This is a genomic window from Actinoplanes sichuanensis (assembly GCF_033097365.1).
GTDB classification, from domain to species: Bacteria; Actinomycetota; Actinomycetes; order Mycobacteriales; family Micromonosporaceae; genus Actinoplanes; species Actinoplanes sichuanensis.
The window spans coordinates 503,188-525,960 of the sequence record NZ_AP028461.1; the positions used below are offsets into that span (position 1 = coordinate 503,188).

Consider the following 22,773-nt stretch of genomic DNA (forward strand, 5'->3'; position numbering starts at 1 on the left):
ACTAAGACCGGGAGCCCTCCGGCCGATTGCTGGCGGGGAGGGACCGGAGCAGGACGGAGTAGTGGCATGCCACCAGCGGTGCGCGGCGGCTCGTGGCGCGATCCGGTGCTGATCACGGTGGCGGTGACCGCCGTACTCGTGGTCGGGGCCTTTCTGTCGGACGTGGGTTCGCCCCGCGCCCAGATGATCGCGTGCTGGATCGCCTGCCCGATCCTGGACCTCGCACTGTTCCACCTGTCCCGCCAGGTGTGCCGGGTGCCCGACCTGCCGTCGCACGCCCGCCGCTTCTGGACCTCGGTCGCGGTGGGCGGGCTGCTGTTCATGATCGGCGACCTGGTGGAGTTGTACACGCTCGTCGCCGATCCGGGCATTCAGCGGATCACGTTCCATCCGGTGCAGTCGGCGACGATGATGCTCGGCGTGGTGGTGATGATGATCGGCCTGCTGTCGACGCAGCGGGTGACCCGGTCCCGCCGCGAGCGGATCCGCCTGGTGCTGGACACGACGATCCTGATGTCCGCGTCGGCCGTGGTGGCCTGGTGCCTGATGACCCGGCCGGGGATGGCCGCGGCCGGGCCGGAGAACTTCTTCCTCGCGCTGTTCGGCTGCGGCGTGGTGCTCTGCGCGATCTTCGTGGCGGTCCGGTCCGGGCTGACCGGGATGTCGCCGATGAGCCGGGTCGCGGCCGTCCCGATGGTGATCGCCCCGATCGGTCTCGCGGTGTCGAGTGTGCTGCTGCCCAGTGGGAGTGTGCCGAACACGGGCGTGCAGATGGCGGCGATCCTCGTCCCGTGTTTCCTGGTGCTGGCCGGCCCGCGGCTGCAGTTCCTGCACGGGGTGCGGGGGCTGGACGGGCGGGAGTGGTTCAACCGGCGCCGCCGGTACAGCGTGTTGCCGTACACCGGCACCCTGGTCTGCGCGGTCGCCCTGGTCTTCGTGCTGGCCTCTCGGGGGCTGGGCGTGTCGGCGTGGGGTGCGCTGGCCGGGCTGCTCGTCAATGTGGGCGTGGTGATCGCCCGGCAGGTGCTGGCGCTGGCCGACAACGACTCCCTGGTCGGCGAGATCTGCCATCGTGAGCAGCGTCTGACGGGCCTGCTTGAGCACTCCTCGGAGATCATCTCGATCGCCGGACCGGACGGCGGTTTCACCTACGCCAGCCCGGCGGTGGAGCGGATTCTCGGTTTCACCCCGGCCGAGGTGCTCGGCCGGTGCTCGCTGGAGATCCTGCATCGCGACGACCGGGCCCGGCTCGGCGCCGAACTCGACGAGGTGTACGCGACCCCCGGCGCCGAGATGACCTTTCAGGGCCGCTACCGGCACGCCGACGGATCGTGGCGCTGGCTGGAGGTGGTGGCGGTGAACCTGATGGAGGAACCCGGCATCGGCGGCGTGGTGTGCAACTCGCGGGATGTCACCGAGTCCCGGGAGTTGCACGAGCGGCTGCGCTACCAGGCCGGGCACGACGACCTGACCGGGCTGGCGAACCGGCGCGAGTTCACCGCGGCGATGGACGGGTGCCCGGGTGACGCCACCGTGCTCCTGATCGACCTCAACGGCTTCAAGCACATCAACGACACGTACGGCCACGCCGCCGGAGACGCGGTGCTGCGACACGTGGCGGACCTGCTGCGGGCCTGCACCGGCCCGGGCGACGTGCCGGCCCGGCTGGGCGGCGACGAGTTCGCGGTGCTGACCGGCGGCGATCGGCCCGCCGCCGAGCGCATGGTGGAACGACTCCGGGCGGCGATCGCCGAACCGGTCCGGATCGACGGCCGGGACCTGCGGGTGGGCGCCAGCATCGGCCTGGCGACCGGTCCGGCCGGTGTCGGCGACCATCTGCTGAACGCCGCCGACCTGCTGATGTACGAGGAGAAGCAGCGCAGCCGGACGTTGACGTCATGAGGCGTTACGTCGTCACGACCGCGCTGATCTGCGTGCTCGGCACCCTCTGGTATGTGCTGTGGCTGGCCGCCGCCCCGGGCACGGTGGCGATCGGCTACCTGTTCATGCCGCTGGCGATGACGGTGGGCGGGCTGGCGGTGCGCGCGCTGCGACGGGCGGTTCCGCTGGCCCCGGCCGGCCGTCGGTTCTGGCTGCTGCTGGAGATCTGCTGCTACCTGTTCGCGGCCGGGTTCGTCCTGCTGGTGGTGGACGCGTTCCGGACCGCCCCGGAGTTGCCGTCGATGCCCCCGGCCGGTGCCGCGCTGATCGGCGCCGGGGTGGTCGTCGCGATGTGGGGTGTCGCCCAGGTCCCGCTCGGGGTGACCAGCTGGTACGAACGCGGCAAGCAGTGGCTGGACCGGACCATCGCGTTCCTCGGGTGCGCGACCGTGCTGTGGCATTTCGGCATCTCGCCGATGTTCTGGTCGCCCGACCCGTGGAGCCCGTCGGCGCTGACCGTGCTGTTGCTGGCGTGCGCGTTCGCGGCCGGGGCGATCACCAAGGTGGCGTACGTGGCCGGTGGCCCGGTGGACCGTCGGGCGATGCGCCTGGTCGCCTCGACCGGCCTGATGGCGGCCGCGGTGGCGCTGCTCGCGGTGCTCCGCGGGACGGACGGGATCCTGCCCGGCCAGGCGGTGTGCATGCCGATCTGCGGCCTGCTGATCGCGCTCGGCGTGCGCCGTCAGCTGACCGCGGCCACCGATCCGCGGGTGGTCGGCAAGGGCAACGTGTGGCTGCCGTACCTGGCGGTGCTGGCCGTCGACGTGCCGGTCGCGGACGTGCTGATCCGATCCTGGCACTGGGCGCCCGGCGTCTGGGAGGGCCGGGCCGTGGTGTCGGCCGCGGTGGTGGTGACCGGCCTGGTGGCGCTGCGGCAGTACGTGGTCTACCGGGAGAACGCCCGGCTGCTGCGGGAGAAGCAGGAGTCCGAGGCGCGGCTGCGGCACGAGGCCACCCATGATCCGCTGACCGGTCTGGCCAACCGGGCGCTGTTCCGGCAGATCCTGGACCGGGTGCTGGAGGCCGGCCCGGCGACCGTGCTGCTGGCCGACCTGGACGAGTTCAAGACGGTGAACGATTCGCTCGGCCACGACGCCGGGGACGGTCTGCTGGTCGCGTTCGCGGAGGTGCTGCGCGAGCTGGCCGGGCCGGGTGCCGAGGTGGCCCGGCTGGCCGGGGACGAGTTCGCCGTGCTGCTGCCGGTCGACACCACGGGTGAGGAACTGGCCGGTCGGATCGCGGCCGCGACCTCGGTGCCGATCAGTGACCAGCGGTTGCTGGTGAAGTTCAGTGCCGGGCTGGCCACCGCCCCACGGGGTACCCCGGCCGGCGACGTGCTGCGGCACGCCGACGCGGCCCTGTACGCCGCGAAGGAACGCGGCCGGGCCAACTGGGTCCGCTACGCCGGTGGGATGGAACGTCCCGCCTCGGCCCACGCCCGGCTCGGCGGCGACCTGCGGCGGGCCCTGGACGCCGGCGAGTTCCGGATCGTCTACCAGCCGATCGTCTCGCTCGATGACGGCCGGATCGTCGGGGTGGAGGCGTTGGTCCGCTGGGAGCACCCGGAACGCGGGATGGTGTCGCCGATCGATTTCATCCCGGCGGCCGAGCGGACCGGCCTGATCGTGCCGCTGGGCCGCTGGGTGCTGCGCGAGACCTGCCGGCAGGCGGCCGCGTGGATCGCCGAGTTCGGCCCGGACGTGCTGGACAAGGCCGCGCCGAACGTGTCGGTCCGGCAGCTGCACGACCCGGACTTCGTGGCCGACGTGGCGGCCGCCCTCGCCGACGCCGGTCTGCCGTCGAACCGCCTGGTCCTGGAGCTGACCGAGTCGGCCGTGCTGCGTGGCCAGCACGTCTCCCAGGTGCTGCACGAGCTGCACGACATGGGGGTGCGGCTGGCGCTCGACGACTTCGGCACCGGCGAGTCGTCGCTGAGCCTGCTGCGTGCCTTCCCGGCGGCGATCGTGAAGCTGGACAAGTCGTTCGTCGACGGCATCGAGCTCGACGAGCCGGACACCCCGGCGGCGCACGCCCGGCAGGCGGTGGCCCGGGCGGTGGCGCAGCTCGCCGACGCGCTGGGCCTGGACACGGTGGCCGAGGGCATCGAAAGCCAGGAGCAGGCCGATCGTCTGCTGCGCCTCGGCTATCACGTCGGCCAGGGTTACCACCTGGGGCGGCCGATGCCGCCCGAGCAGCTCACCGAGCTCCTCGCGGCCCGGCGGGTGAAAGCCGCCGCGTAAACCCCCGATATCGTACGGCGATGAGCGTGGCCGACGACGGAACCGAGACCGCCCGGTCGCTCACCGAGTGGCTGGGCCAGTTGGCGTTCGCCGACCTGCCGGAGGGTGACGCCGCCGCGCGGATCGCCGACTCGGTGCAGCGGTGGGCGCAGTGGCAGGGCTGGCGGGTGTACCGGCGGGCGCCCAGTGTCTTCCCGCTGCCGCCGCCGCTGCGGGGGAACTCGGTCATCGACGTGGCCTGCGCCCGCCCGGACGGCCCGCCGCTGGCTGTCGAGATCGACCGCACCGACCGCCGGCGGACCGTCGACAAGCTGCTGGCCGAGGCGGCCGCGGGCCGGGTCGCGATCTGGGTGCGCTGGGGTACCGGCCCGTTCCCGCCGCCCCCGCTGCCGGTGCATCTGGTGGTCCGGGAGGCGTCCCGCCGGTCCGGCCGATGGCATACCGTGTCGGCGGCGCCGCCCGCGCCTCGTCACTCCGGGGCCGTCGGTTCCGGAGACTCCGTCCACGCCGAGGAGCTGCCGTGGGAGCTGTGACCGAGAGTCCGTACCGTCTGGCCTGGCGGGTCACCGAGCCGCTGCACGCGATGATCTACTTCGTGCCGGAGGCCCCGGAGCGCTACGCGGCGTTCGGGCTCCGGCCGATGGACGGCTACTTCGCCTCGCGGGGCGCCGCGTTCGGCCCGGTGGGGCCGGAGATCGTGACCGCCACCTTCTACAACTTCAATCCGGCCCGGGTGGCCCGTGCCCTGCCGGCGGCGTGGTCGAAAGCGTCGCCGGAGCAGCTCCTCGCGGCCCGTCTGGACGCCGCTGACGCCGCGCTGACCCGTGGCCTGGGTGTGGAGGTGGTGAACGGGCCGGAGGTCGCCGAGGCGGCCGTGCTGGCCCGCCGGGCGGCGGAGAAGGCGGCGACCCTTCCGCACGGGCGCCCGCTGTTCGCCGCACACGCGGCGCTGCCCTGGCCGGACCGCCCGCACCTGGTGCTCTTCCACGCGCAGACGCTGCTGCGTGAGTTCCGTGGCGACGGGCACGTGGCCGCGCTGCTGGCGAACGGGATCAGCGGCCTCGACGCGATCGTGATGTACGAGGCGGCCGGCGCGTCCCCGGCGGGCTTCCTGCGGGGCAGCCGGGGCTGGAGCGCCGAGCAGTGGGCGCAGGCCGAGGACGACCTGCGGCGCAGCGGGCTGATGGACGCCGAGGGGAAGCTGACCGAGGCCGGGGTGGCGCTGCGGGCGCACGTCGAGGACCGCACCGACCAGGTGGCCGAGGTGGCCTGGCGGGAGATCGGTGAGGACGGGTGCCGACGGCTCGCCGAGCTGACCCGTCCGCTGAGCCGGACCATCGTCAAGGGTGGCCTACTCAACCCGATGAGTCTCGTCACGCATTCCTCTCGGCCGAATCATTTGCCGGAGGGTGATCGGTAGGTCACGCTGGGTGCGTGACACAACATCTGCGGAGACACCCGGCGTCCTGGTGGGCGCAGTTCCAAGAGGCCTCCGAGCGGTTCGACACCGCGTACCTGACCGAGGGGTTGGGTGACCTGATCACTCCGAAGATCGGCTCGCCGCTCCTGCGGCGGGAGGCGGAGATCGCCACCGACATCGTGGTGCGGCACCTCAACAAACCGCAGGCGGACGAGTTGGCGGACCGGGCCCGGAAGAGCACCCAGCGGCTCGTCGAGACGGTGACACGCCTGGAGGAGCGGTCCGGTGACGGATTCTCGCTCGTCGAGGCGCACGCGCTGTGTCATCTGCTCGAGGGTCGGCTCGGTGAGGCGGCCAACGCGGCCGAGGAGTTCGTCAAGACCCAACAGGTCTTGCGGATCTTCGTCGGCGCAATGCGGATGGAGCGGTTCGACGCGGACCTGGCGGTGAAGATGCTCGCCGCCGGGCACCAGCCGGCCGCGGCGATGCAGTCCGGGCTGGTCGTCGGCAAGTACAGCTGGTGGCCGACCTGGCTCATCAAGATCGTCACCGAGCGGGCGATGGACGGCCATCTCGATCAGGAGACCGTCGAGGCGCTGGACAAGTGCGCCTATGCCGAGCTGAGCCCGGCCCAGTCGAGGATCGCCCGCCGTCTGCTGGCCGGTGAGGACGCGCTGATCGACGCCTCGGCGGTCCGGCTGGAGGGCCTGGGCGAGGTCGACGCGGCCGAGAAACTCCGCAAGGGCGACCTGACGGCGGTCGCCCTCGCGGCTCGTCTCATTCCGGTCTGACTCAGGCGCCGCCCTCGGTCAGTGTCACCGTGGCGGGCTGGAACGCCGAGCCCGCCACGTCCACACCCGCGGCCTTGGCCTGCTCGATCGCCTGGTTGATGTAGTCGTTCGTGTAGGCCAGGCCCTCCGGGGCCGCCTTGAGGACCGTGTCGCCGGTCTGGTTCTTCGTGGTCTGCGAGATCTCCACGGTCTGCTTCCAGGCCGCGTCGTCGATCACGCCGATCCCGGCGCCGGCGGCCGGCCAGACCAGCTTGTTGACCTCGTTCATCTGCCACAGCTGGTGGCTCTTGCCGAGCTTGGAGCCCTTGGCGACGACCAGGTCACGGCACTTCTCCGCGTTGTCCCGGCAGAACGCCCAGCCCTTGATCGTGGCGGTCAGGAACTTCACCGTCTGCGCCTGGTAGTTCGGGTCGCTGAGCTTCTCGGTGTTCGCCCAGACCGCGTCCTGGAGCATCGACGACCCCTCGGTCTTCCAGTCGATGATCGCGAAGTCGTCGGCGGTGTAGAGCTGCCCGGTCGCCGGGTTCTTCGCCTCGAGCAGCTGGGCGTACTCGTTGTAGCTCATCGCCTGGGCGGCGTCGATCTCCTTCTTCAGCAGCGCCTGCATGTCGAACTGCTGCTGCACCAGGGTGACGTCCTTGCTCGGGTCGAGCCCGGCCTTGGTCATGCCGGCGAACAGCTCGAACTCGTTGCCGAAGCCCCAGTTGCCGACCTTCTTGCCCTTGAGGTCGGCGGCCTTCGTGATGCCGCTGTCCTTCCAGGCGACCTGGTAGGTGCCGGAGCGGGCGAAGATCTGCCCGACGTCGGTGATGCCGGCGCCCTGTTCGCGGGAGGCCAGCGCCTTCGGCACCCAGGCGATCGCGTAGTCGGCCTTGCCGGTGGCCAGGACCGTCTGCGGGACGATGTCGACGCCACCCTCGAGCAGCTCGACGTCGAGGCCCTGCTCCTTATAGAAGCCCTGATCCACGGCGGCGATGTAGCCGGCGAACTGGGCTTGGAAGAACCACTGCAGCTGCAGCTTGATCGGGGTCAGGGCGCCGCTCGCGCCGGGGGCCGGGGTGCTCGGGGTGTCGGCGGTGCCACACGCGGTCAAGATGAGCGCGGACGCGGTGACAATAGAGGCAAATATCCGGTTTCGTCGCACAAAAACCTCCAGGTGTATCGGGGAGATCGTCAGGAGATGAGCCGCTGCCGCCACGGCATGGCGAGCCGTTCCAACAGCAACGTGACCAGGTAGAAGGTGAGTCCGAGAAGGCAGGCGCCGGCCACGAAGGCCCAGGCACGGGGGTAGGCGGTGAACGCCGCGGCGGAGGTGATCCGCGCGCCGAGCCCGTCCTGCAGCCCGCCGAAGTACTCGGCGACGACCGCGGCGATCACGGCCAGCGACGACGCCTGCCGCAGGCCGGTGAAGAGGTGGGGGAGGGCGCCGGGCAGCCGTACCTTGCGGGCGAAGGTCCAGCCCGAGGCGGCGTACGTGCGCATCAGCTCCTGATGGACCGGGTCGACCTCCCGCAGCCCGCGCAGCAGGTTGAGGAAGACCGGGAAGAACACCACGATGCCGGTCACCAGACGGCGGGGGACGCTGCTGGTCGACTCGAACATGTTGTTGAGGATCGGGGCGAGCGCGATGATCGGCAGCGCGTTGACCACCGCCGCGAACGGGATCGACACCTCACCGAGGAACCGCGACCGGCTCGCCGCCAGTGCCGCCAGGACGGCCAGGACCGTTCCGCCGATCAGCCCGACGAGCGCATTCGCCCCGCTGGCCAGTGCCGCGTTCCAGATGTTCTGCTTCTGCTCGACGATCTGCGCCCAGATGGCCGTCGGGGCGGGCAGGATGAACGGGGCGACCCGCCCGGCCGTCACGAAGACCTCCCACAGGACCAGGGCGAGAACCCCGAAGGCCAGGGGCGGCAGCACGCGTCTCATGAGCGCAGCGCCTGTCGTACCTCGGTGATCTTCTCGAAGTAGACCGGAGCCTGCCGGCCCGCCTCGTCCCGGGAGGGCAGTTTCACCTCGATCGACGCGGTGATCCGACCCGGCCGGGCCGACATGACGACCACCCGGTCGGAGAGGAACACCGCCTCGGAGATGGAGTGGGTGACGAAGACCGTGCTGGTGCCGGTGGTGGCGCAGATGCCGAGCAGTTCGGACTGCAACCGCTCGCGGGTCATCTCGTCGAGCGCCCCGAACGGCTCGTCCATCAGCAGCAGGGGCGGCTGGACGGCCAGCGCGCGGGCGATCGCCACCCGCTGCTGCATGCCGCCGGAGAGCTGGCCCGGGTAGTGACCGGCGAAGTCGGCCAGCCCGACCAGTTCCAGCATCTGTTCGGCCCGGGTCCGGCGGTCGGCCTTGGACATGCCGCGCAGTTCCAGGGGGAGTTCCACGTTGCGGAGCACGGTCCGCCACTCGAAGAGGCCCGCCTGCTGGAAGGCGATGCCGTACTCCTGCTCGCGGCGGGCCTGCCCGGCCGGTTTGCCGGCAACGGTGACCGTGCCGGTGGTCGGTTCGATCAGGTCGGCGATCAGGCGCAGCAGGGTGCTCTTGCCGCAGCCCGACGGGCCGATCAGCGAGATGAACTCACCGTCGCCGACCGTCAGGTCCACGTCCGACAGGGCGAGGACCTCGTCGCCACGACCCTGGTTGAAGATCTTGGTAAGGCCGGAGACCAGCACGGCGGTCATAGAGTCACCACCTCCACGTGGCGCCGGTGCCGCATCAGCGGCAGTTCGAGAAGGGTGACGGCGCCGGCGACGAGCAGGCCCAGCAGGGCCGCGCCGAGCATCGCCGTGTAGACCTTGGCGGGATCGCTGGTCGCCTCCCGCGAATACTCGATGATCAGCCGGCCGATGCCGCCGCGGGTGCCGGTGGAGATCTCGCCGACCACCGCGCCGACCACCGCCGCCGCCCCGGCCAGGCGCAGCGCCGGGAACAGATAGGGCAGCGCCGCCGGGAACCGCAGTTTGACCAGCGTGCGCCACCAGCCCGCGGCATAGCTGCGCATCAGCTCGGTCCCGGCCGCCGACGGCGACTGGAGCCCGCGCAACATGCCCACCGCGACCGGGAAGAACGCCAGGTAGGCGGCGATCACCGACACGGTCGCCCAGGGCGGCATCAGGGTGCCGCCCCAGCCGGCGATCAGCGGCGCGAGCGCCACCAGCGGCACGGTCTGGGAGAGGATGACGTACGGCAGCAGCCCGCGCTCGACGATCCGGAACCGCTGCATCGCCGCCGCCAGGACGAGCCCGATCGCCGTGCCCGCCGCGAACCCGACCGCCGTGATGCCGAGCGTGAACAGGCACGCGTCGATTACCACGATCCACACCGGCCGTCCACCGGTCATCTCCGGATCGGACAGCCGGGTGAGGATCGCCCACAGATGTGGCATGGAGAGGTCGTCGGCGCGCGGGAGCACCCGCACGCCGAACAGCACCGTCCCCTCGGGATCGCCGACTGCCTTGTACCCCTCCCAGAGGAGTGCGGCCGCGATCAGACCGGCGATCACCGAGAGGACGCGCCTCACGAGAACGCCGGGATGATGTGCTCGCCGTAGGCGGCGAGCGTCGATTCCTTGCCGTCGTGCTGGAGGTAGACGGAGAACTGGTCGACGCCCAGTTCGCGCAGCTCCTGCAGCTTCTTGACGTGGCTCTCGACGGGACCGAGGACACAGAAGCGGTCCACGATCTCGTCCGGGACGAAGGTCGTGTGACTGTTTCCGGCCCGGCCGTGCTCGCTGTAGTCGTACCCCTGCCGGGCCTTGATGTAATCGGTGAGGGCCTGCGGCACCGCGCCGCCGTCGCCACCGTAACGGGCCACGATGTCGGCGATGTGATTGCCGACCATGCCGCCGAACCAGCGGGTCTGCTCGCGCTGATGGGCCAGGTCGTCGCCGACGTAGGCCGGTGCCGCCACGCAGAACTTGATGGCGTCCGGGTCCCGTTTCGCGGCTACGGCCGCTTTTCGGACCGCGGCGATCATCCACTCGGCGATGTCCGGGTCCGCGAGCTGAAGGATGTAGCCGTCGCCCACCTCCCCGGTGATGGCGAGCGCCTTCGGGCCGTAGGCCGCGACCCACACCTCCAGCCTGCTCTCCGACGCCCAGGCGAGCTGGAGTTCCTGACCGCGAACGGTCACCTTCTCGCCGTTGCCGAGGCCCTTGATCGCCAGCACGCTCTCGCGGAGTCGGCCGAGGGTCTGCGGGGTGAGGCCGAGCACGCGCAGTGCCGAGTCGCCGCGGCCGATGCCGCAGACGGTCCGGTTGCCGTACATCTCGTTGAGGGTCGCGAAGGTCGAGGCGGTGACCGTCCAGTCCCGGGTGCCCGGGTTGGTCACCATCGGGCCGACGATGATCCGCTCGGTCGCGGCCAGGATCGCCGAGTAGACGACGAAGGGCTCCTGCCACAGCACGTGCGAGTCGAACGTCCAGAAGTGACTGAAGCCGGCCGCCTCGGCCTTCTTCGCCCACTCGACGATCTCCAGCGCGGGTGGGTCGTTCTGTAGCACTACACCGATGTCCAAAACCCACCCCTTTCTAGATCAGGTAGTCGCTGAGGCCGCGCTTGAGGTACCGGCCGCGGCCGGCCCGCCCGGTGTATTCGCCGCCGGACGCGATGACCTCGCCGCGGGACAGGACCGTGTCGACCCGGCCGTCGATCTCCCAGCCCTCCCAGGCCGAGTGGTCCATGTTCATGTGGTGCGTCTCGACGCTGATCCGGGTGCGCCCGTTCGGGTCGTAGAGCACGATGTCGGCGTCCGAGCCGGGGGCGATGATCCCCTTCTTCGGGTAGAGGCCGAACATCCGCGCCGGGGTGGTCGCGATCGTCTCCACCCAGCGGCCCAGCGACAGCTTTCCGTCGACGACACCCTGGTAGAGCAGGTCGACGCGGTGTTCGACACTGCCGATCCCGTTCGGGATCTTGGAGAAGTCGCCGAGCCCCAGCTCCTTCTGGTCCTTGAAACAGAACGGGCAGTGGTCGGTCGAGACGACGGACAGGTCGTTGGTGCGCAGGCCCTGCCAGAGGTCGGCCCGGTGCGTCTCGTGCTTGCTGCGCAGCGGTGTCGAGCAGACCCACTTGGCGCCCTCGAAACCGGGCGCGCCGAGCTGGTCCTCCAGGGTCAGGTACAGGTACTGCGGGCACGTCTCGGCGAACACGTTCTTACCCCGGTTGCGGGCTTCCGCGACCTGTTCGAGTGCCTTCGACGCGCTCAGGTGCACGATGTAGAGCGGGCAGTCGGCCGCGACGCTCGCCAGCCAGATCGCCCGGCTGGTGGCCTCCGCCTCCAGCTCCTGCGGCCGGGTCAGGCCGTGGTGGATCGGGTCCGTCTCGCCGCGCTCGAGGGCCTGCTTGACCAGCACGTCGATGGCCGGGCCGTTCTCCGCGTGCATCATGATCATGGCGCCGTTGTCGCGCGCCTTCTGCATCGCGCGCAGGATCTGGCCGTCGTCGGAGTAGAAGACGCCCGGATACGCCATGAACAGCTTGAAACTGGTGATGCCCTCGTTGTTGACCAGGTAGTCCATCGCCTTGAGCGACTCGTCGTCGACACCGCCGAGGATCTGGTGGAAGGCGTAGTCGATGTGGCAGTTGCCCTCGGCCTTGCCGTGCCAGGCGGCCAGCCCGTCCTGGACCACCTCGCCGTACCGCTGCACCGCGAAGTCGATGATCGTGGTCGTCCCGCCGATCGCCGCCGCCCTGGTGCCGGTGTCGAAGGTGTCACTGGCGTGTGTGCCGCCGAACGGCAGCTCCATGTGGGTGTGCGCGTCGACCGCGCCGGGGATCACGTACTTCCCGGTGGCGTCGATCACCTCGGGTCCCTCGGGCGCCTGGCCGGGCGCGAAGATCGCGACGATCGTCTCGCCGTCGACCAGTACGTCCGCCGTGATCGGCCCGGTGGGAGCGACGACGGTCCCACCCTTGATCAGCAGGCTCACGGCGCCACCAGCCCGTCGTAGCTGTCCGGCCGCCGGTCGCGGTAGAACTGCCACCGGTCGCGGACCGTGCCGAGCAGGCTCAGGTCCAGGTCACGGACGATCAGCTCGGGGTTGTGGGTGTCCGCCACGTCACCGACGAACTTACCCTCCGGGTCGACGAAGTAGGTCTGCCCGTAGAAGTCGTTCTCCCCCAGGTCCTCGACGCCGACCCGGTTGATCGCGCCGATGAAGTACTCGTTGGCGACCGCGCTGGCCGGCTGCTCCAGCTGCCACAGGTAGGACGACAGGCCGCGGCTGGTGGCCGACGGGTTGAACACGATCTGCGCCCCGTTCAGGCCGAGCGCCCGCCAGCCCTCCGGGAAGTGCCGGTCGTAACAGATGTAAACGCCCACCTTGCCGACCGCGGTGTCGAAAACCGGATAACCCAGGTTTCCCGGACGGAAGTAGAACTTCTCCCAGAAACCCTTCACCTGCGGGATGTGGTTCTTGCGGTATTTGCCGAGATATTCACCATCGGCATCGACCACCGCCGCGGTGTTGTAGAGGACTCCGGGCTGCTCCTGCTCGTACATCGGCAGGACCATGACCATTCCCAGTTCGGCCGCGAGCGCCTGGAAACGCTCGGTCGTCGGGCCCGGGATGGACTCGGCGTACTCGTAGTAGGCGGCGTCCTGCACCTGGCAGAAGTACGGGCCGTAGAACAGCTCCTGGAAGCAGATCACCTTCGCCCCCTGGGCGGCGGCCTCACGAGCGTAATCCTCGTGCGCCTTGATCATCGATTCCTTGTCGCCCGTCCAGGTGGTCTGGACGAGGGCGGCGCGGACGACTCCGGTCGTCATTGCGGCCCCTCTCTTTTTGATCTTTGTACGCACGCGCAGTGCGCCGGGAAGCGCCTGTGATCGTGTGTTTACTCCTCGTTATAGGTCCTGCGCCAGGTCTTGCTTGTCGGCGCCGGATGCCGTAGGACACTAACGACACAGATTGAGGCGAACAATTGCCCGTACGTTACGGAATGTTTCGGAGACGATAATTTGCTGACCCTGATCACCGGGGCGGTTCAGGACAGAAGCGCCCGCGGCATAGCGGCGGCGGTGAGCCGGTTGATCACCTCCGGCCACCTGCCCGCCGGCGCACGCCTGCCCACCGTCCGGGTGGTCGCGGGCTCGCTCGGCGTGAGCCCGACGACGGTCAGCGAGGCGTGGCGGAACCTGATCCTGGCCGGGGCGATCCAGACCCGCGGGCGCTCCGGCACCTACGTGTCCGGGCCGCTGCCACCCCGGGCCCGGTTGCGGTACGCGCAGCTCAGCGGCGCCCGGGTCGACCTGCCACAGGACCTGTCGACAGGTGTTCCCGACCCACTGCTGCTGCCCGACCTGACCGCCGCGCTACGGCGGATCGGGGACGGGCGGTGGGCCGGCAGCTACCTCGACGCCCCGGTGCTGCCGGACCTCGAGGCGCTGCTGCGGGAGCGGTGGCCGTACCCGCCGGAGAAGCTCACCGTCGTCGACGGTGCGATGGACGCCCTCGACCGGGTGGCCGGCGCCGTCCTGCGGTACGGCGACCACGTGCTCGTCGAGAACCCGGCCTTCCCGCCGTTGCTCGACCTGCTCCAGGCCCTCGGCGCCACCGTGATCGGGGTGCCGATGGACTCGGCCGGCATCGTCCCGGACGCCCTGCGACAGGCGATCCGTGACTACCGGGCGGTCGCTCTGTTCCTTCAGCCGCGTGCCCACAACCCCACGGGTACCAGCATGGACGCGTCCCGCGCGGCGTTACTGGCGAACGTCCTCCTGGACGCCCCGCACCTGCTCGTGGTCGAGGACGACCACGCCGGCGGCATCGCCACCGCCCCGCCCGTCAGCCTCGGCCGCTACCTGCCGGAACGCACCGTGCACGTGGCCGGCTTCTCCAAGAGCCACGGGCCCGACCTGCGGCTGGCGGCGGTCGGCGGGCCGGCGCACGTGCTCGACGCGCTGGCCGATCGGCGGCTGCTCGGACCCGGCTGGTCGAGTCGGCTGCTTCAGGGCGTACTCCTCGATCTGCTGACCGACCCGCAGGCCGTGGCGCGCGTCGCGGCCGCCCGCGACGCCTACGCCGCGCGCCGTACCGCCCTGGTGAAAGCCCTGCACGACCGGGACGTGACCGCCACCGCGGCGGACGGGATCAACCTCTGGATGGCCGTCCCGGACCAGCAGAACGCCATGGTCGCGCTGGCCGCCCACGGCGTCGCGGCCGCGCCGGGCGCCCCGTTCTGCGTCACCCCGCTCGGCAGTGACCACCTGCGGATCACCGCCGGTCTGGTCGCCGACGGATACGACGAGCTGGCCGACGTGCTGGCGGTCGCCACCGTTCCGAACATCCGAAGGAGAACCCCGTGAGCGAGCTTCTCGACCGGCACCGCGCCGTCATGCCCAACTGGATGCCGGTCTACTACGGCGACGACGCGCTGGAGATCGTCTCCGGCCGCGGACGCCGGGTGACCACCGCCGACGGCCGTACCTACCTCGACTTCTTCGGCGGCGTGCTGACCACGATGATCGGCTACGACGTGGCCGAGATCAGCGACGCGGTCCGCCGGCAGATAGGCACCGGCGTCGCCCACACCTCCACGCTCTACCTGATCCGGCAGCAGGTCGAGTTGGCCGAGAAGATCGCCCGGCTCTCCGGCATCCCGGACGCGCGGGTGTTCTTCACCAACTCGGGCACCGAGGCCAACGAATCGGCCCTGCTGATGGCCACCAACGTGCGGCGGTCCAACCAGATCCTGGCGATCAAGAACAGCTACCACGGGCGGACCTTCGGCACCATGGCGATCACCGGGCACCGGACCTGGTCGTCGAGCTCGCTGAGCCCGTTCACGGTGAACTGGCTGGCCTCGGCCGACCGGCTGCGCGGGCGGATGGCCCGGCTCGGCGATGCCGACCTGATCGAGGCGGCCGTCGACGACCTGCGGGAGGTGCTGGCCACGGTCACCGCCGGGGACGTGGCCGCGCTGATCGCCGAGCCGATCCAGGGCGTGGGCGGGTTCGTGGCCGGGCCGGACGGGCTGCTCGGGGCGTACCAGAAGGTTCTCGGTGAACACGGGATCCTGCTCATCGCCGACGAGGTGCAGACCGGCTGGGGACGCACCGGCGACCACTTCTGGGGCTACCAGGCGCACGACGTCATCCCGGACCTGATCACGTTCGCCAAGGGGATCGGCAACGGCTTCGCGCTCGGCGGGGTGGTCGGCAGCGCCTCGGTGATGAACGCGGTTCCGGCGATCAGCTTCTCCACCTTCGGCGGCAACCCGATCAGTGCGGCGGCCGGCAACGCGGTCCTCGACTACGTGCTCGACCACGATCTGCAGGGCAACGCCCGGCGGGTCGGCACGATCCTGCTGGACGGCCTGCGGGCCCTCCCGCACCGGATCATCGGCCAGGTCCGGGGGCGTGGCCTGATGATCGGCATCGAGTTCGTCCGCCCCGGCACGACCGATCCTGATCCGGCCGCCACGCTGCGCGTCTTCGATCTCTGCCGGGCCGGTGGACTGCTGGTCGGCAAGGGTGGCCTGCACGGCAACGTGCTCCGGATCGGACCCGCGCTGACCCTTACCGAGGACGAGGCACGCGAAGGATTGACCGTTTTGGCCGATGCCATCGCCGTCGCTGACGGGGAGAGTGTTTTCTAGGTGTTTGCTGTTCATCTGCTGTTTGTTGACGACTACTCTCCGTAATGTTCTGACTACTATACGGTGATGTTTGGGAAACGGGAGGTTAACGCGGGCGGAACCTTGTACATGTCCCGTTCTGCCTATGGCAGTGGACGTCCATCTCGGTCACGATCACGGCGTGACAGAAACATCCGTGATCTTGGCGCTGGTGGTCATCACGGCCCTGGCCTTCGATTTCACCAACGGGTTCCATGACACCGCCAACGCGATGGCGACCTCCATCGCGACCAAGGCGCTACGGCCCAAGACCGCCGTCGCCCTGTCCGGTGTGCTGAACCTCGTCGGCGCGTTCCTCTCGGTCGAGGTCGCGCTGACCGTCACCAACGCCGTTGTCAAGATCCAGGACAAGAGCGGCGCCCCCAAGGCGGAACTCCTCGCCGACGGCGGCAGCACCTTGTTGCTGATCATCCTGGCCGGCCTCGTCGGTGGCATCGTCTGGAACCTGGCGACCTGGCTGTTGGGCCTGCCGTCCAGTTCCTCCCATGCCCTCTTCGGCGGCCTGGTCGGCGCCACCCTCGCCGGCCTGGGTGTGGCCGGCGTCAACTGGAACGGCGACGGGTCGAAACTCGACGGCGTCGTCGGCAAGGTCCTGCTGCCCGCGGTGATCTCCCCGGTCATCGCGGGGGTCGTCGCCGCCGCCGGGACCTGGATCATCTTCAAGATCACCACCGGGGTCGCGGCCCGCTTCACCGAGCAGGGGTTCCGCTGGGGCCAGATCGGCAGCGCCTCCCTCGTCTCCCTCGCGCACGGCACCAACGACGCGCAGAAGACGATGGGCGTCATCACGCTCGCTCTGATCGCCAGCGGACACTGGAGCGACCTGGAGAACATCCCGCTGTGGGTGAAGGTCTCCGCCGCCCTCGCCATTGCGCTCGGCACCTACCTCGGCGGCTGGCGCATCATCCGGACCCTCGGCAAGGGCATCACCGACATCGTCCCGCCGCAGGGCACCGCCGCGCAGTCCGGGGCCGCCGCCGTCATCCTGGCCTCCAGCCACCTCGGCTTCGCGCTCTCCACCACGCACGTCGCCACCGGCTCGGTCATCGGCTCCGGCCTCGGCCGCCCCGGCGCCACGGTCCGCTGGGCCGTCGCCGGGCGGATGGTCCTCGCCTGGCTGATCACCCTGCCCGCGGCCGGCGTCGTCGGCGCGGTCATGTACTGGATCGGCGACGCGGTCGGCGGCATGGCCGGCGCGCTCGTCGTCTTCACCCTTCTGGCCCTCGCCTCCGGCGGCATGTACCTGCGCTCCCGCACCGGCAAGGTCGACCACGAGAACGTCAACGACGACTGGGACGGCGAGACCGCCCCCGCCGCCGCAGCTCCCGTCCCCGCCGTCGCGGCGAACTGAAAGGGCCGATCATGCACAACCTCGGATTCGCCCTCGACGGCGCCTGGCAGGTACTCCTCGCCGGGCTCGCCCTCGGCGCCGGCCTGCCGATCCTCTTCGCCCTCGGCATCCGCTCGCTGGCCTGGGGCGCGGGCAGCGTCACCACCGGCGTCACCACCGTCGAGGGGCCGCGCCGACCGATCGGTACGGTCATCGGCTACGCCCTCTTCGCGGTGGTCGTCGTCGGCGTCCTGCTCGGCCTGACCTTCATCGTGGCCAGCGGCTTCGGTTACAAGCTCGACTTCTCGCACGTCTACCCGACGATCATCGAGAAATAGATCCTTCAGCGGTACGGGCTGCGCCGCCATCAGGCGCAGCCACACCTCCCGCGCTACCCCGCGACGCGGGCGGTGGGTCCCGCCCGACAACGCGTCTTTCGGGCTGAATCATTCGGTACCGGTCACTTCGCTCCACCGCCGGCCCGATCCGTACCCGGCCCCCGGTCGTTCAGCCTCCGGTTGTTCAGCCCGGCCGTTCAGCCCCGGTCGTTCAGCCTCCGGCCGTTCAGCCCCGGTCGTTCGGCCTCCGGCTGTTCAGCCCCGGGCACAGTTCCGAGCTACACCGGCCCGTCCGCTTCCGGGAGGCGGACGGGCCGGTGTAGCTGTCAGACGAGCGAGCGGGCCAGTACGCCGATGTCCGGGTTGTCGGTGAAGAGGCCGTCGATGCCGGTACGCAGGAACGTCACCTGCTCGTCGATCGACCTACCGTAGGCGGTGGTGTCGGTGCCGACCCGCAGCTCCGCCGGCAGGAAGGAGTTCTCCGCCCGGAAGGTGTACGGGATCACCTTGATGTCGGCCGCGTGCGCGTCGGCGACCAGGCTGGTCGGGGTGCCGAGCGTGCCGTCCGCCTTACGCGGGATGATCTGCCCCTTCTCCGGGCCGATCCCGTCGATGAACTCCGACAGCTCCTTCAGCCCGGCCGCGGTCAGGTAGTCGGCGTACGGCCGCGGGTCGTTGAACGGCGACCCGGCCGCGCTGCTCAGGAAGACCAGCGGCACCTCGACCCGGTGGTCGTCGGCGAGGTCACGCAGGTTCGCCGCCTCGAACGACTGGATGAACACCTTGGCGCCCCGCTTGTCCAGGCCGTTCCGGCGCAGCGTCCGGACCAGTGGCTTCTCCAACTCCAGGCCGATGCTGCGGAAGAAGGTCGGGTGCTTCGTCTCCGGGAACACGCCCAGGTCCCGGCCCAACTCCTTGGAGAGCCGCTTACGCAGATCGAGCATCTCCTGGAAGGTCGGCACCTCGAAGTAGCCGTCGTACACGGTGTTCTGCTGCCGGATCGCCGGGATCCGCTCGACGGCGCGCAGCGTCTTCAGCTCGGCCAGGGTGAAGTCCTGCGTCCACCAGCCGGTGACGCTGACCCCGTCGAGGACCACGGTCCGCTTGCGGGACGCGAACTCCGGGCGGGCCGCGACATCGGTGGTCCCGCCGATCTCCGGCTCGTGCCGGCACACCAGGACACCGTCCTTGGTGATCACCAGGTCCGGCTCCAGGTAGTCGGCACCCAGGCGGGCGGCCAACTCGTACGACGCGAGGGTGTGCTCGGGCCGGTAGCCGGAGGCGCCGCGGTGACCCACCACGAGCGGCTTGGTCCGGCCTCCGCCGTGCCCGTGCCCGCCGGCCCAGGCGGGCGCGGAAGCGGCCCCGGCCAGCGCCGGAGCGGCGGCGGCGGCGGCGACAGCGCCGAAGCGCAGCACCTGACGGCGATCTGCCACGTCTTCCTCCAGATTGCTCGATCCGGCGACGATCACCGGACATCCGCAAAGAGTCGACGCGACCGAACCGACCCCCAGGCGACGATCCCATGGCGTTTCCGAGAACGCGGGCCCAATGGTCGTTCCCGAACCCCCACCTCGACCCACCCACAACCTGCTCCGCCCCGCCCGGCTGCGGGCTCCCGACCGGTATCCGCTCCGCCCCGCCCGGCCGCTGGTTTTCGGCCGTCGGTCCGCTTCGCGTCGCCCGCGTCGGTCCGCTTCGCGTCGCCCGGCAGTTCGTCCTCGTTCGCCCGGTCGGTGGTCTTCGGCCGCGATCCGCCCCACCTCGGCCGGACTCACCAGCCCTCGAATCGCTCGCCGCTCCTCCCGTCCGCCCTTGTTTCGCGCTGCCTTCTCAGCCCCGCGGGCCTCCGTCTGGACTTTCCGCCACCTCTCGCAGGAAACCGCGTCCAGTCCGATGGCTTCCGGGCGGTCGCCAGCCGGACCACCTCAACGACGCTTCCTCCCGATGTGCCCGGTGGCCCGTTGTCCTCAGTGGGTGAGGGTGGCCTGGAGGCGCTTCGCCTCGCGGACCACGCGAGTACCACCGCCACGAGCGGCCATTTCGGGCAGACCGGGAACGGCGTCCCTAGCACCCGCGGCGGAGGCCGTGCGGGTGGCCAGTTCGAGCAGATCGGGCAGACCACGCGGAGCGGTCGACAACAGCAGCGGAAGCGCACACCTGAGCACCTGCCAGACCGCATCGGACGCACCCGCCTGATGGGCGTCCCGCAGGGCGGTCACCACCCGTGCCAGCTTGATCGTGCCGTCCGCCGCCAGATCACCCAGAGCGGCCCCGAGCGCGGCCGTGAACAGCGAACCCCCGGCTCCGCCCGCCCCCGCCTCGCCTCCGGCAGCCTTGTCCCCGCCCGGCTGGCCTCCGCCCGCGCCAGGGTGGTCTCCGGGCTCGCCCGCCTTGTCCCCGTCCGCCTTCTCCCCGCTCGCCGTCTCCTCGCTCGGCTGGTCTCCGCTCGGCTGGTCTCCGGTCCCGCCTGACTCTTCTCCGCTCGGTCGGCCCCCGGCCGCGTCTGGTCCGCCTCCCGCCTTGCCCGGGTCGGCGATGCTCGGTGCGGCATTGATGGTGGCGCTCAACTCGGGATCGGCCGTGAGACTCAGGAAGGCGTCGACGGCGGCCACCCGGTCGGTCTCGTACCGTGCGGCCAAGCCGTAGAGCAGGGCATGGACGGTCGCCGGCCCGACCGGACCGGCCGCGTCGGCAAGCAGCGGCAGCAGGGCGGCGTCACGCCCGTCCTGATCGGCCAGTGCCGCCAGATCGGTCAGTGCCCAGGCCGCAACGGCCTCCCGGTGCTGTGGCATCACCATCGCGAGGACGTCGGGCTGGAAGTTGGTGGCCACGTAATACTCCGGGCGCGCCTTCGGGGTGAGGTTGACCAGTGTGTCCTCGAGGAGGATCCGGTCACCCGCGGCCCGCCCGGACTCCAGGGTGACGACCACGCGGCGGGTGACGACCTGACCGTCCTGGTCACGGCTGCACTGCTCGAAACGCGCGCTGACCGGATCGGGTAGCCCACCGGACCGCAGCCAGCCGGCCACCAGCTTGCCCGACGGGGAGGTCAGCGCGTCGGCCCGGGCCGACACTTCGGGGCCGACGTTACGAGACATCCGGATCATCGCCTGCTGGAGATCGAGCGGCCAGGGATCCGCACCCACCTCCGCATAGCGGGCCAGCCGGTCGACCAGCACCCCGGCGTCGACGGTGCCGGTGACATCGGTAGGGGTGGCGAGCAGCGCTGGAACCGGCATATCGGACTCCGTGACCTGCACGGCGACCTCCGCGACCCGGTGAGTGAGGATGCCGGACGGTGTGCTGACCAGCGACCGGGTCATTCCGCTGGTGACGTCGGCGAGGCCCCGCTTCACGGTGTGCCGTAGCCGCTCCCGCATCACATGGCCGCGTTCGCGCCCGAGCCGGGCCGAGATCGCCTCGCCGAGGAAGGGGAGTCGCCCCCACCGGTCCCCGAAGACGCTCGGATGCCTGTCGAGCACCGGCCCGAGAGACTCCGCGAAGCCCTCCGACGGCAGCGAGACGAGCGCGGCCAGGATGCGCTCCCACCGCACGGCGGCCGGATCCTGAATCAGCGCCGTCACCTCCTCGGCCAGCTCGGCGGCACTCCCGATCGCCGCCGGCATCCCCGCCGGCGCCACCCGGGCCGATGGAGGCGCCGGCGGTTCGATCCGGATTGACGGTGGCACAGACCGCTCGGCTCGGGCGGACGGCGGCGCCAGCGGCGCCACCCGGGCCGATGGAGGCGCCGGCGGTTCGATCCGGATTGACGGTGGCACAGACCGCTCGGCTCGGCCCGACGGCGGCGCAGGCGGCGCCACTCGGGCGGACGGCGGCGCAGGCGGTTCCATCCGGGCCGACGGCAGTACCGGCGGCATCGTCGAGGTGGTCAAGGTGGTCAAGGTGGTCGAGGCGGTTGGGTCAGAGGCCGGCGTGAACGGGCCGGACGCCGGGACGGCTGAGGCGGATACCGCCCCGGCGGCCCGGCTCGGTGCCCGATCGGCGGCCCGGTCCGGCGGCGCGTCGCCGAGCAGACCGGGACCTATGGCGGCGAGCCGGGCCGCGACACCCGCGGGCGCGTGCGCCAGATGACGTGCGGCCACCGCGAACGCACGCTCCTGAATGTCCAGTGACTGATGATCGAAGGCCACGGCGACGGTCTCCAGGATCTCGCCGGCCCGGTCGGGAGAACGGCGGGCCGTCTCGTCCAGCCAGGCGAGACCGGCCTTGACCAGAACCTTCTCCTTGCGGGCGAGCACACCGGCACCGGCGTCGACCACCGTCTCGATCTCCAGGAGGCCGTGCTCGCCGAGGGTCCGCAGCGCGCTCAGGGCGATCCGTGCGACAGGCGACGGCGCGTCCCCGGCCAGTCGGGCGTAGTCGGTGGTGTGCCGGGCCAACTCGTCGGCGGCCGGCGCGAGGGCCTCATGCAGTAGAGCGAACGGCCGGAGTGCTCCCGGCCGGTCACCACGGGCCAGCCGGTCGGCTGTCGCGTCGACGATCACCCGGCGCTCCAGCCGGCCCTCGGCGACCAGCCGCGCGACCGCCTCCGGAAAGGACAGCTCGTGATCGCCGAAGTCGGCTGACGGCAGCTCCCCACCGAGGCCGTCGATCTCGAACACCGACGGCAGCAGCAGGTCGAGCCATGGGCTGCCCCGCAGGGTGTCGGCCAGCGGAACCGACCAGGCCTGCCGCAGAACCGCCTGCACCCAGCCGCGGACCACCCCCTCGGTGACGGGTGGCTGGGCGTCACCCTCGATGAGTAGCGCCTCGACGAACCGCCAGTCGTCACCCCACACGTCACGCGACGACAGCACGCGGGCCAGTCGTACACCGAGGTCACCGATCCAGGGCAGTCGCCGCGCCCGGGCGATCCGCAGGAAATCGGCTGTCGAGATCTCCCGCCAGTCACGCATGCCGCGGCGGTTGAGCAGGGTGGCGGCCCGGGCCGGGGTGGAGACGCTGGCGATCACGGCGAGCGCGAACAGGCCGGCCGGACTATAGGACCTGGTGGACCACTCGGCGGACCCGGCCCGGATCCGCCGCTCGACCTCGGCGGCGAACGCCAG

At 70.7% G+C, this 22,773-nt stretch carries 18 protein-coding genes; 9 read left to right on the forward strand and 9 right to left on the reverse strand.

Annotation, left to right across the window (positions count from 1 at the left end; all coding sequences use genetic code 11):
• The first annotated feature begins 66 nt into the window (after positions 1 to 66).
• From Q0Z83_RS02125 to Q0Z83_RS02145, 5 genes are read left to right on the forward strand one after another with little or no spacing between them, the layout of a single operon-like run.
• The gene (locus Q0Z83_RS02125) at positions 67 to 1,902 is read left to right on the forward strand and encodes a diguanylate cyclase domain-containing protein (protein WP_317792063.1); all 1,836 of its coding nucleotides are present in this window, start codon (positions 67 to 69) and stop codon (positions 1,900 to 1,902) included.
• A complete protein-coding gene (locus Q0Z83_RS02130) occupies positions 1,899 to 4,181 on the forward strand; it encodes a putative bifunctional diguanylate cyclase/phosphodiesterase (protein WP_317792064.1) in 2,283 nt (760 codons plus the stop codon). The genes Q0Z83_RS02125 and Q0Z83_RS02130 overlap by 4 nt, the downstream gene beginning before the upstream one ends.
• A 20-nt stretch (positions 4,182 to 4,201) precedes the next feature.
• On the forward strand, positions 4,202 to 4,714 hold the full coding sequence (locus tag Q0Z83_RS02135) for a hypothetical protein (protein ID WP_317792065.1): 513 nt from the start codon (positions 4,202 to 4,204) through the stop codon (positions 4,712 to 4,714).
• On the forward strand, positions 4,702 to 5,601 hold the full coding sequence (locus tag Q0Z83_RS02140) for an SCO6745 family protein (RefSeq protein WP_317792066.1): 900 nt from the start codon (positions 4,702 to 4,704) through the stop codon (positions 5,599 to 5,601). Before Q0Z83_RS02135 ends, Q0Z83_RS02140 begins: the two co-directional genes overlap by 13 nt.
• Positions 5,602 to 5,615: 14 nt before the next feature.
• Entirely contained in the window at positions 5,616 to 6,392 is a 777-nt protein-coding gene (locus Q0Z83_RS02145) for a hypothetical protein (protein WP_317792067.1), read from the forward strand.
• Position 6,393: 1 nt separating this feature from the next.
• Here Q0Z83_RS02145 and Q0Z83_RS02150 read toward each other — a convergent pair whose 3' ends face one another.
• The 7 genes from Q0Z83_RS02150 to Q0Z83_RS02180 all read right to left on the reverse strand — a co-directional run bounded on the left by Q0Z83_RS02150 (position 6,394) and on the right by Q0Z83_RS02180 (position 13,163).
• Positions 6,394 to 7,485: an ABC transporter substrate-binding protein gene (locus Q0Z83_RS02150; RefSeq protein WP_317792068.1), complete on the reverse strand. Its 1,092-nt coding sequence runs from the start codon at positions 7,483 to 7,485 to the stop codon at positions 6,394 to 6,396.
• Positions 7,486 to 7,565: 80 nt separating this feature from the next.
• A complete protein-coding gene (locus Q0Z83_RS02155) occupies positions 7,566 to 8,321 on the reverse strand; it encodes an ABC transporter permease (protein ID WP_317792069.1) in 756 nt (251 codons plus the stop codon).
• On the reverse strand, positions 8,318 to 9,076 hold the full coding sequence (locus Q0Z83_RS02160; protein WP_317792070.1) for an ABC transporter ATP-binding protein: 759 nt from the start codon (positions 9,074 to 9,076) through the stop codon (positions 8,318 to 8,320). The genes Q0Z83_RS02155 and Q0Z83_RS02160 overlap by 4 nt, the downstream gene beginning before the upstream one ends.
• The gene (locus Q0Z83_RS02165; protein WP_317792071.1) at positions 9,073 to 9,915 is read right to left on the reverse strand and encodes an ABC transporter permease; all 843 of its coding nucleotides are present in this window, start codon (positions 9,913 to 9,915) and stop codon (positions 9,073 to 9,075) included. The genes Q0Z83_RS02160 and Q0Z83_RS02165 overlap by 4 nt, the downstream gene beginning before the upstream one ends.
• Positions 9,912 to 10,910 (reverse strand): TIGR03842 family LLM class F420-dependent oxidoreductase, encoded by a 999-nt coding sequence (locus Q0Z83_RS02170; RefSeq protein WP_317792072.1) that lies wholly within the window; start codon positions 10,908 to 10,910, stop codon positions 9,912 to 9,914. The genes Q0Z83_RS02165 and Q0Z83_RS02170 overlap by 4 nt, the downstream gene beginning before the upstream one ends.
• 13 nt (positions 10,911 to 10,923) lie before the next feature.
• The gene (gene hydA, locus Q0Z83_RS02175; protein WP_317792074.1) at positions 10,924 to 12,324 is read right to left on the reverse strand and encodes a dihydropyrimidinase; all 1,401 of its coding nucleotides are present in this window, start codon (positions 12,322 to 12,324) and stop codon (positions 10,924 to 10,926) included.
• Entirely contained in the window at positions 12,321 to 13,163 is an 843-nt protein-coding gene (locus tag Q0Z83_RS02180) for a nitrilase-related carbon-nitrogen hydrolase (protein WP_317792075.1), read from the reverse strand. The genes hydA and Q0Z83_RS02180 overlap by 4 nt, the downstream gene beginning before the upstream one ends.
• A 252-nt stretch (positions 13,164 to 13,415) precedes the next feature.
• On the opposite strand from Q0Z83_RS02180, the gene Q0Z83_RS02185 reads away from it, so the two are divergent.
• From Q0Z83_RS02185 to Q0Z83_RS02200, 4 genes are all read left to right on the forward strand, one after another.
• Entirely contained in the window at positions 13,416 to 14,702 is a 1,287-nt protein-coding gene (locus tag Q0Z83_RS02185) for an aminotransferase class I/II-fold pyridoxal phosphate-dependent enzyme (protein WP_378078983.1), read from the forward strand.
• A 29-nt stretch (positions 14,703 to 14,731) separates the two neighbouring features.
• Positions 14,732 to 15,994, forward strand: coding sequence for an aspartate aminotransferase family protein (locus Q0Z83_RS02190; protein WP_317797405.1), 1,263 nt, complete (start codon positions 14,732 to 14,734; stop codon positions 15,992 to 15,994).
• Between the two features lie 124 nt (positions 15,995 to 16,118).
• The gene (locus Q0Z83_RS02195; RefSeq protein WP_449701855.1) at positions 16,119 to 17,384 is read left to right on the forward strand and encodes an anion permease; all 1,266 of its coding nucleotides are present in this window, start codon (positions 16,119 to 16,121) and stop codon (positions 17,382 to 17,384) included.
• 11 nt (positions 17,385 to 17,395) lie between these two features.
• Complete coding sequence (locus Q0Z83_RS02200) at positions 17,396 to 17,701, forward strand: hypothetical protein (protein ID WP_317792078.1); 306 nt, start codon at positions 17,396 to 17,398, stop codon at positions 17,699 to 17,701.
• A gap of 326 nt (positions 17,702 to 18,027) precedes the next feature.
• Here the strand turns inward: Q0Z83_RS02200 and Q0Z83_RS02205 are convergent, their stop codons facing one another.
• Together Q0Z83_RS02205 and Q0Z83_RS02210 are read right to left on the reverse strand one after the other, a co-directional pair.
• Entirely contained in the window at positions 18,028 to 19,137 is a 1,110-nt protein-coding gene (locus Q0Z83_RS02205; protein WP_317792079.1) for a glycerophosphodiester phosphodiesterase, read from the reverse strand.
• A 534-nt stretch (positions 19,138 to 19,671) separates the two neighbouring features.
• Positions 19,672 to 22,677, reverse strand: a complete 3,006-nt coding sequence (locus Q0Z83_RS02210) for a DUF7824 domain-containing protein (RefSeq protein ID WP_317792081.1) — start codon at positions 22,675 to 22,677, stop codon at positions 19,672 to 19,674.
• Between the last annotated feature and the right edge of the window lie 96 nt (positions 22,678 to 22,773).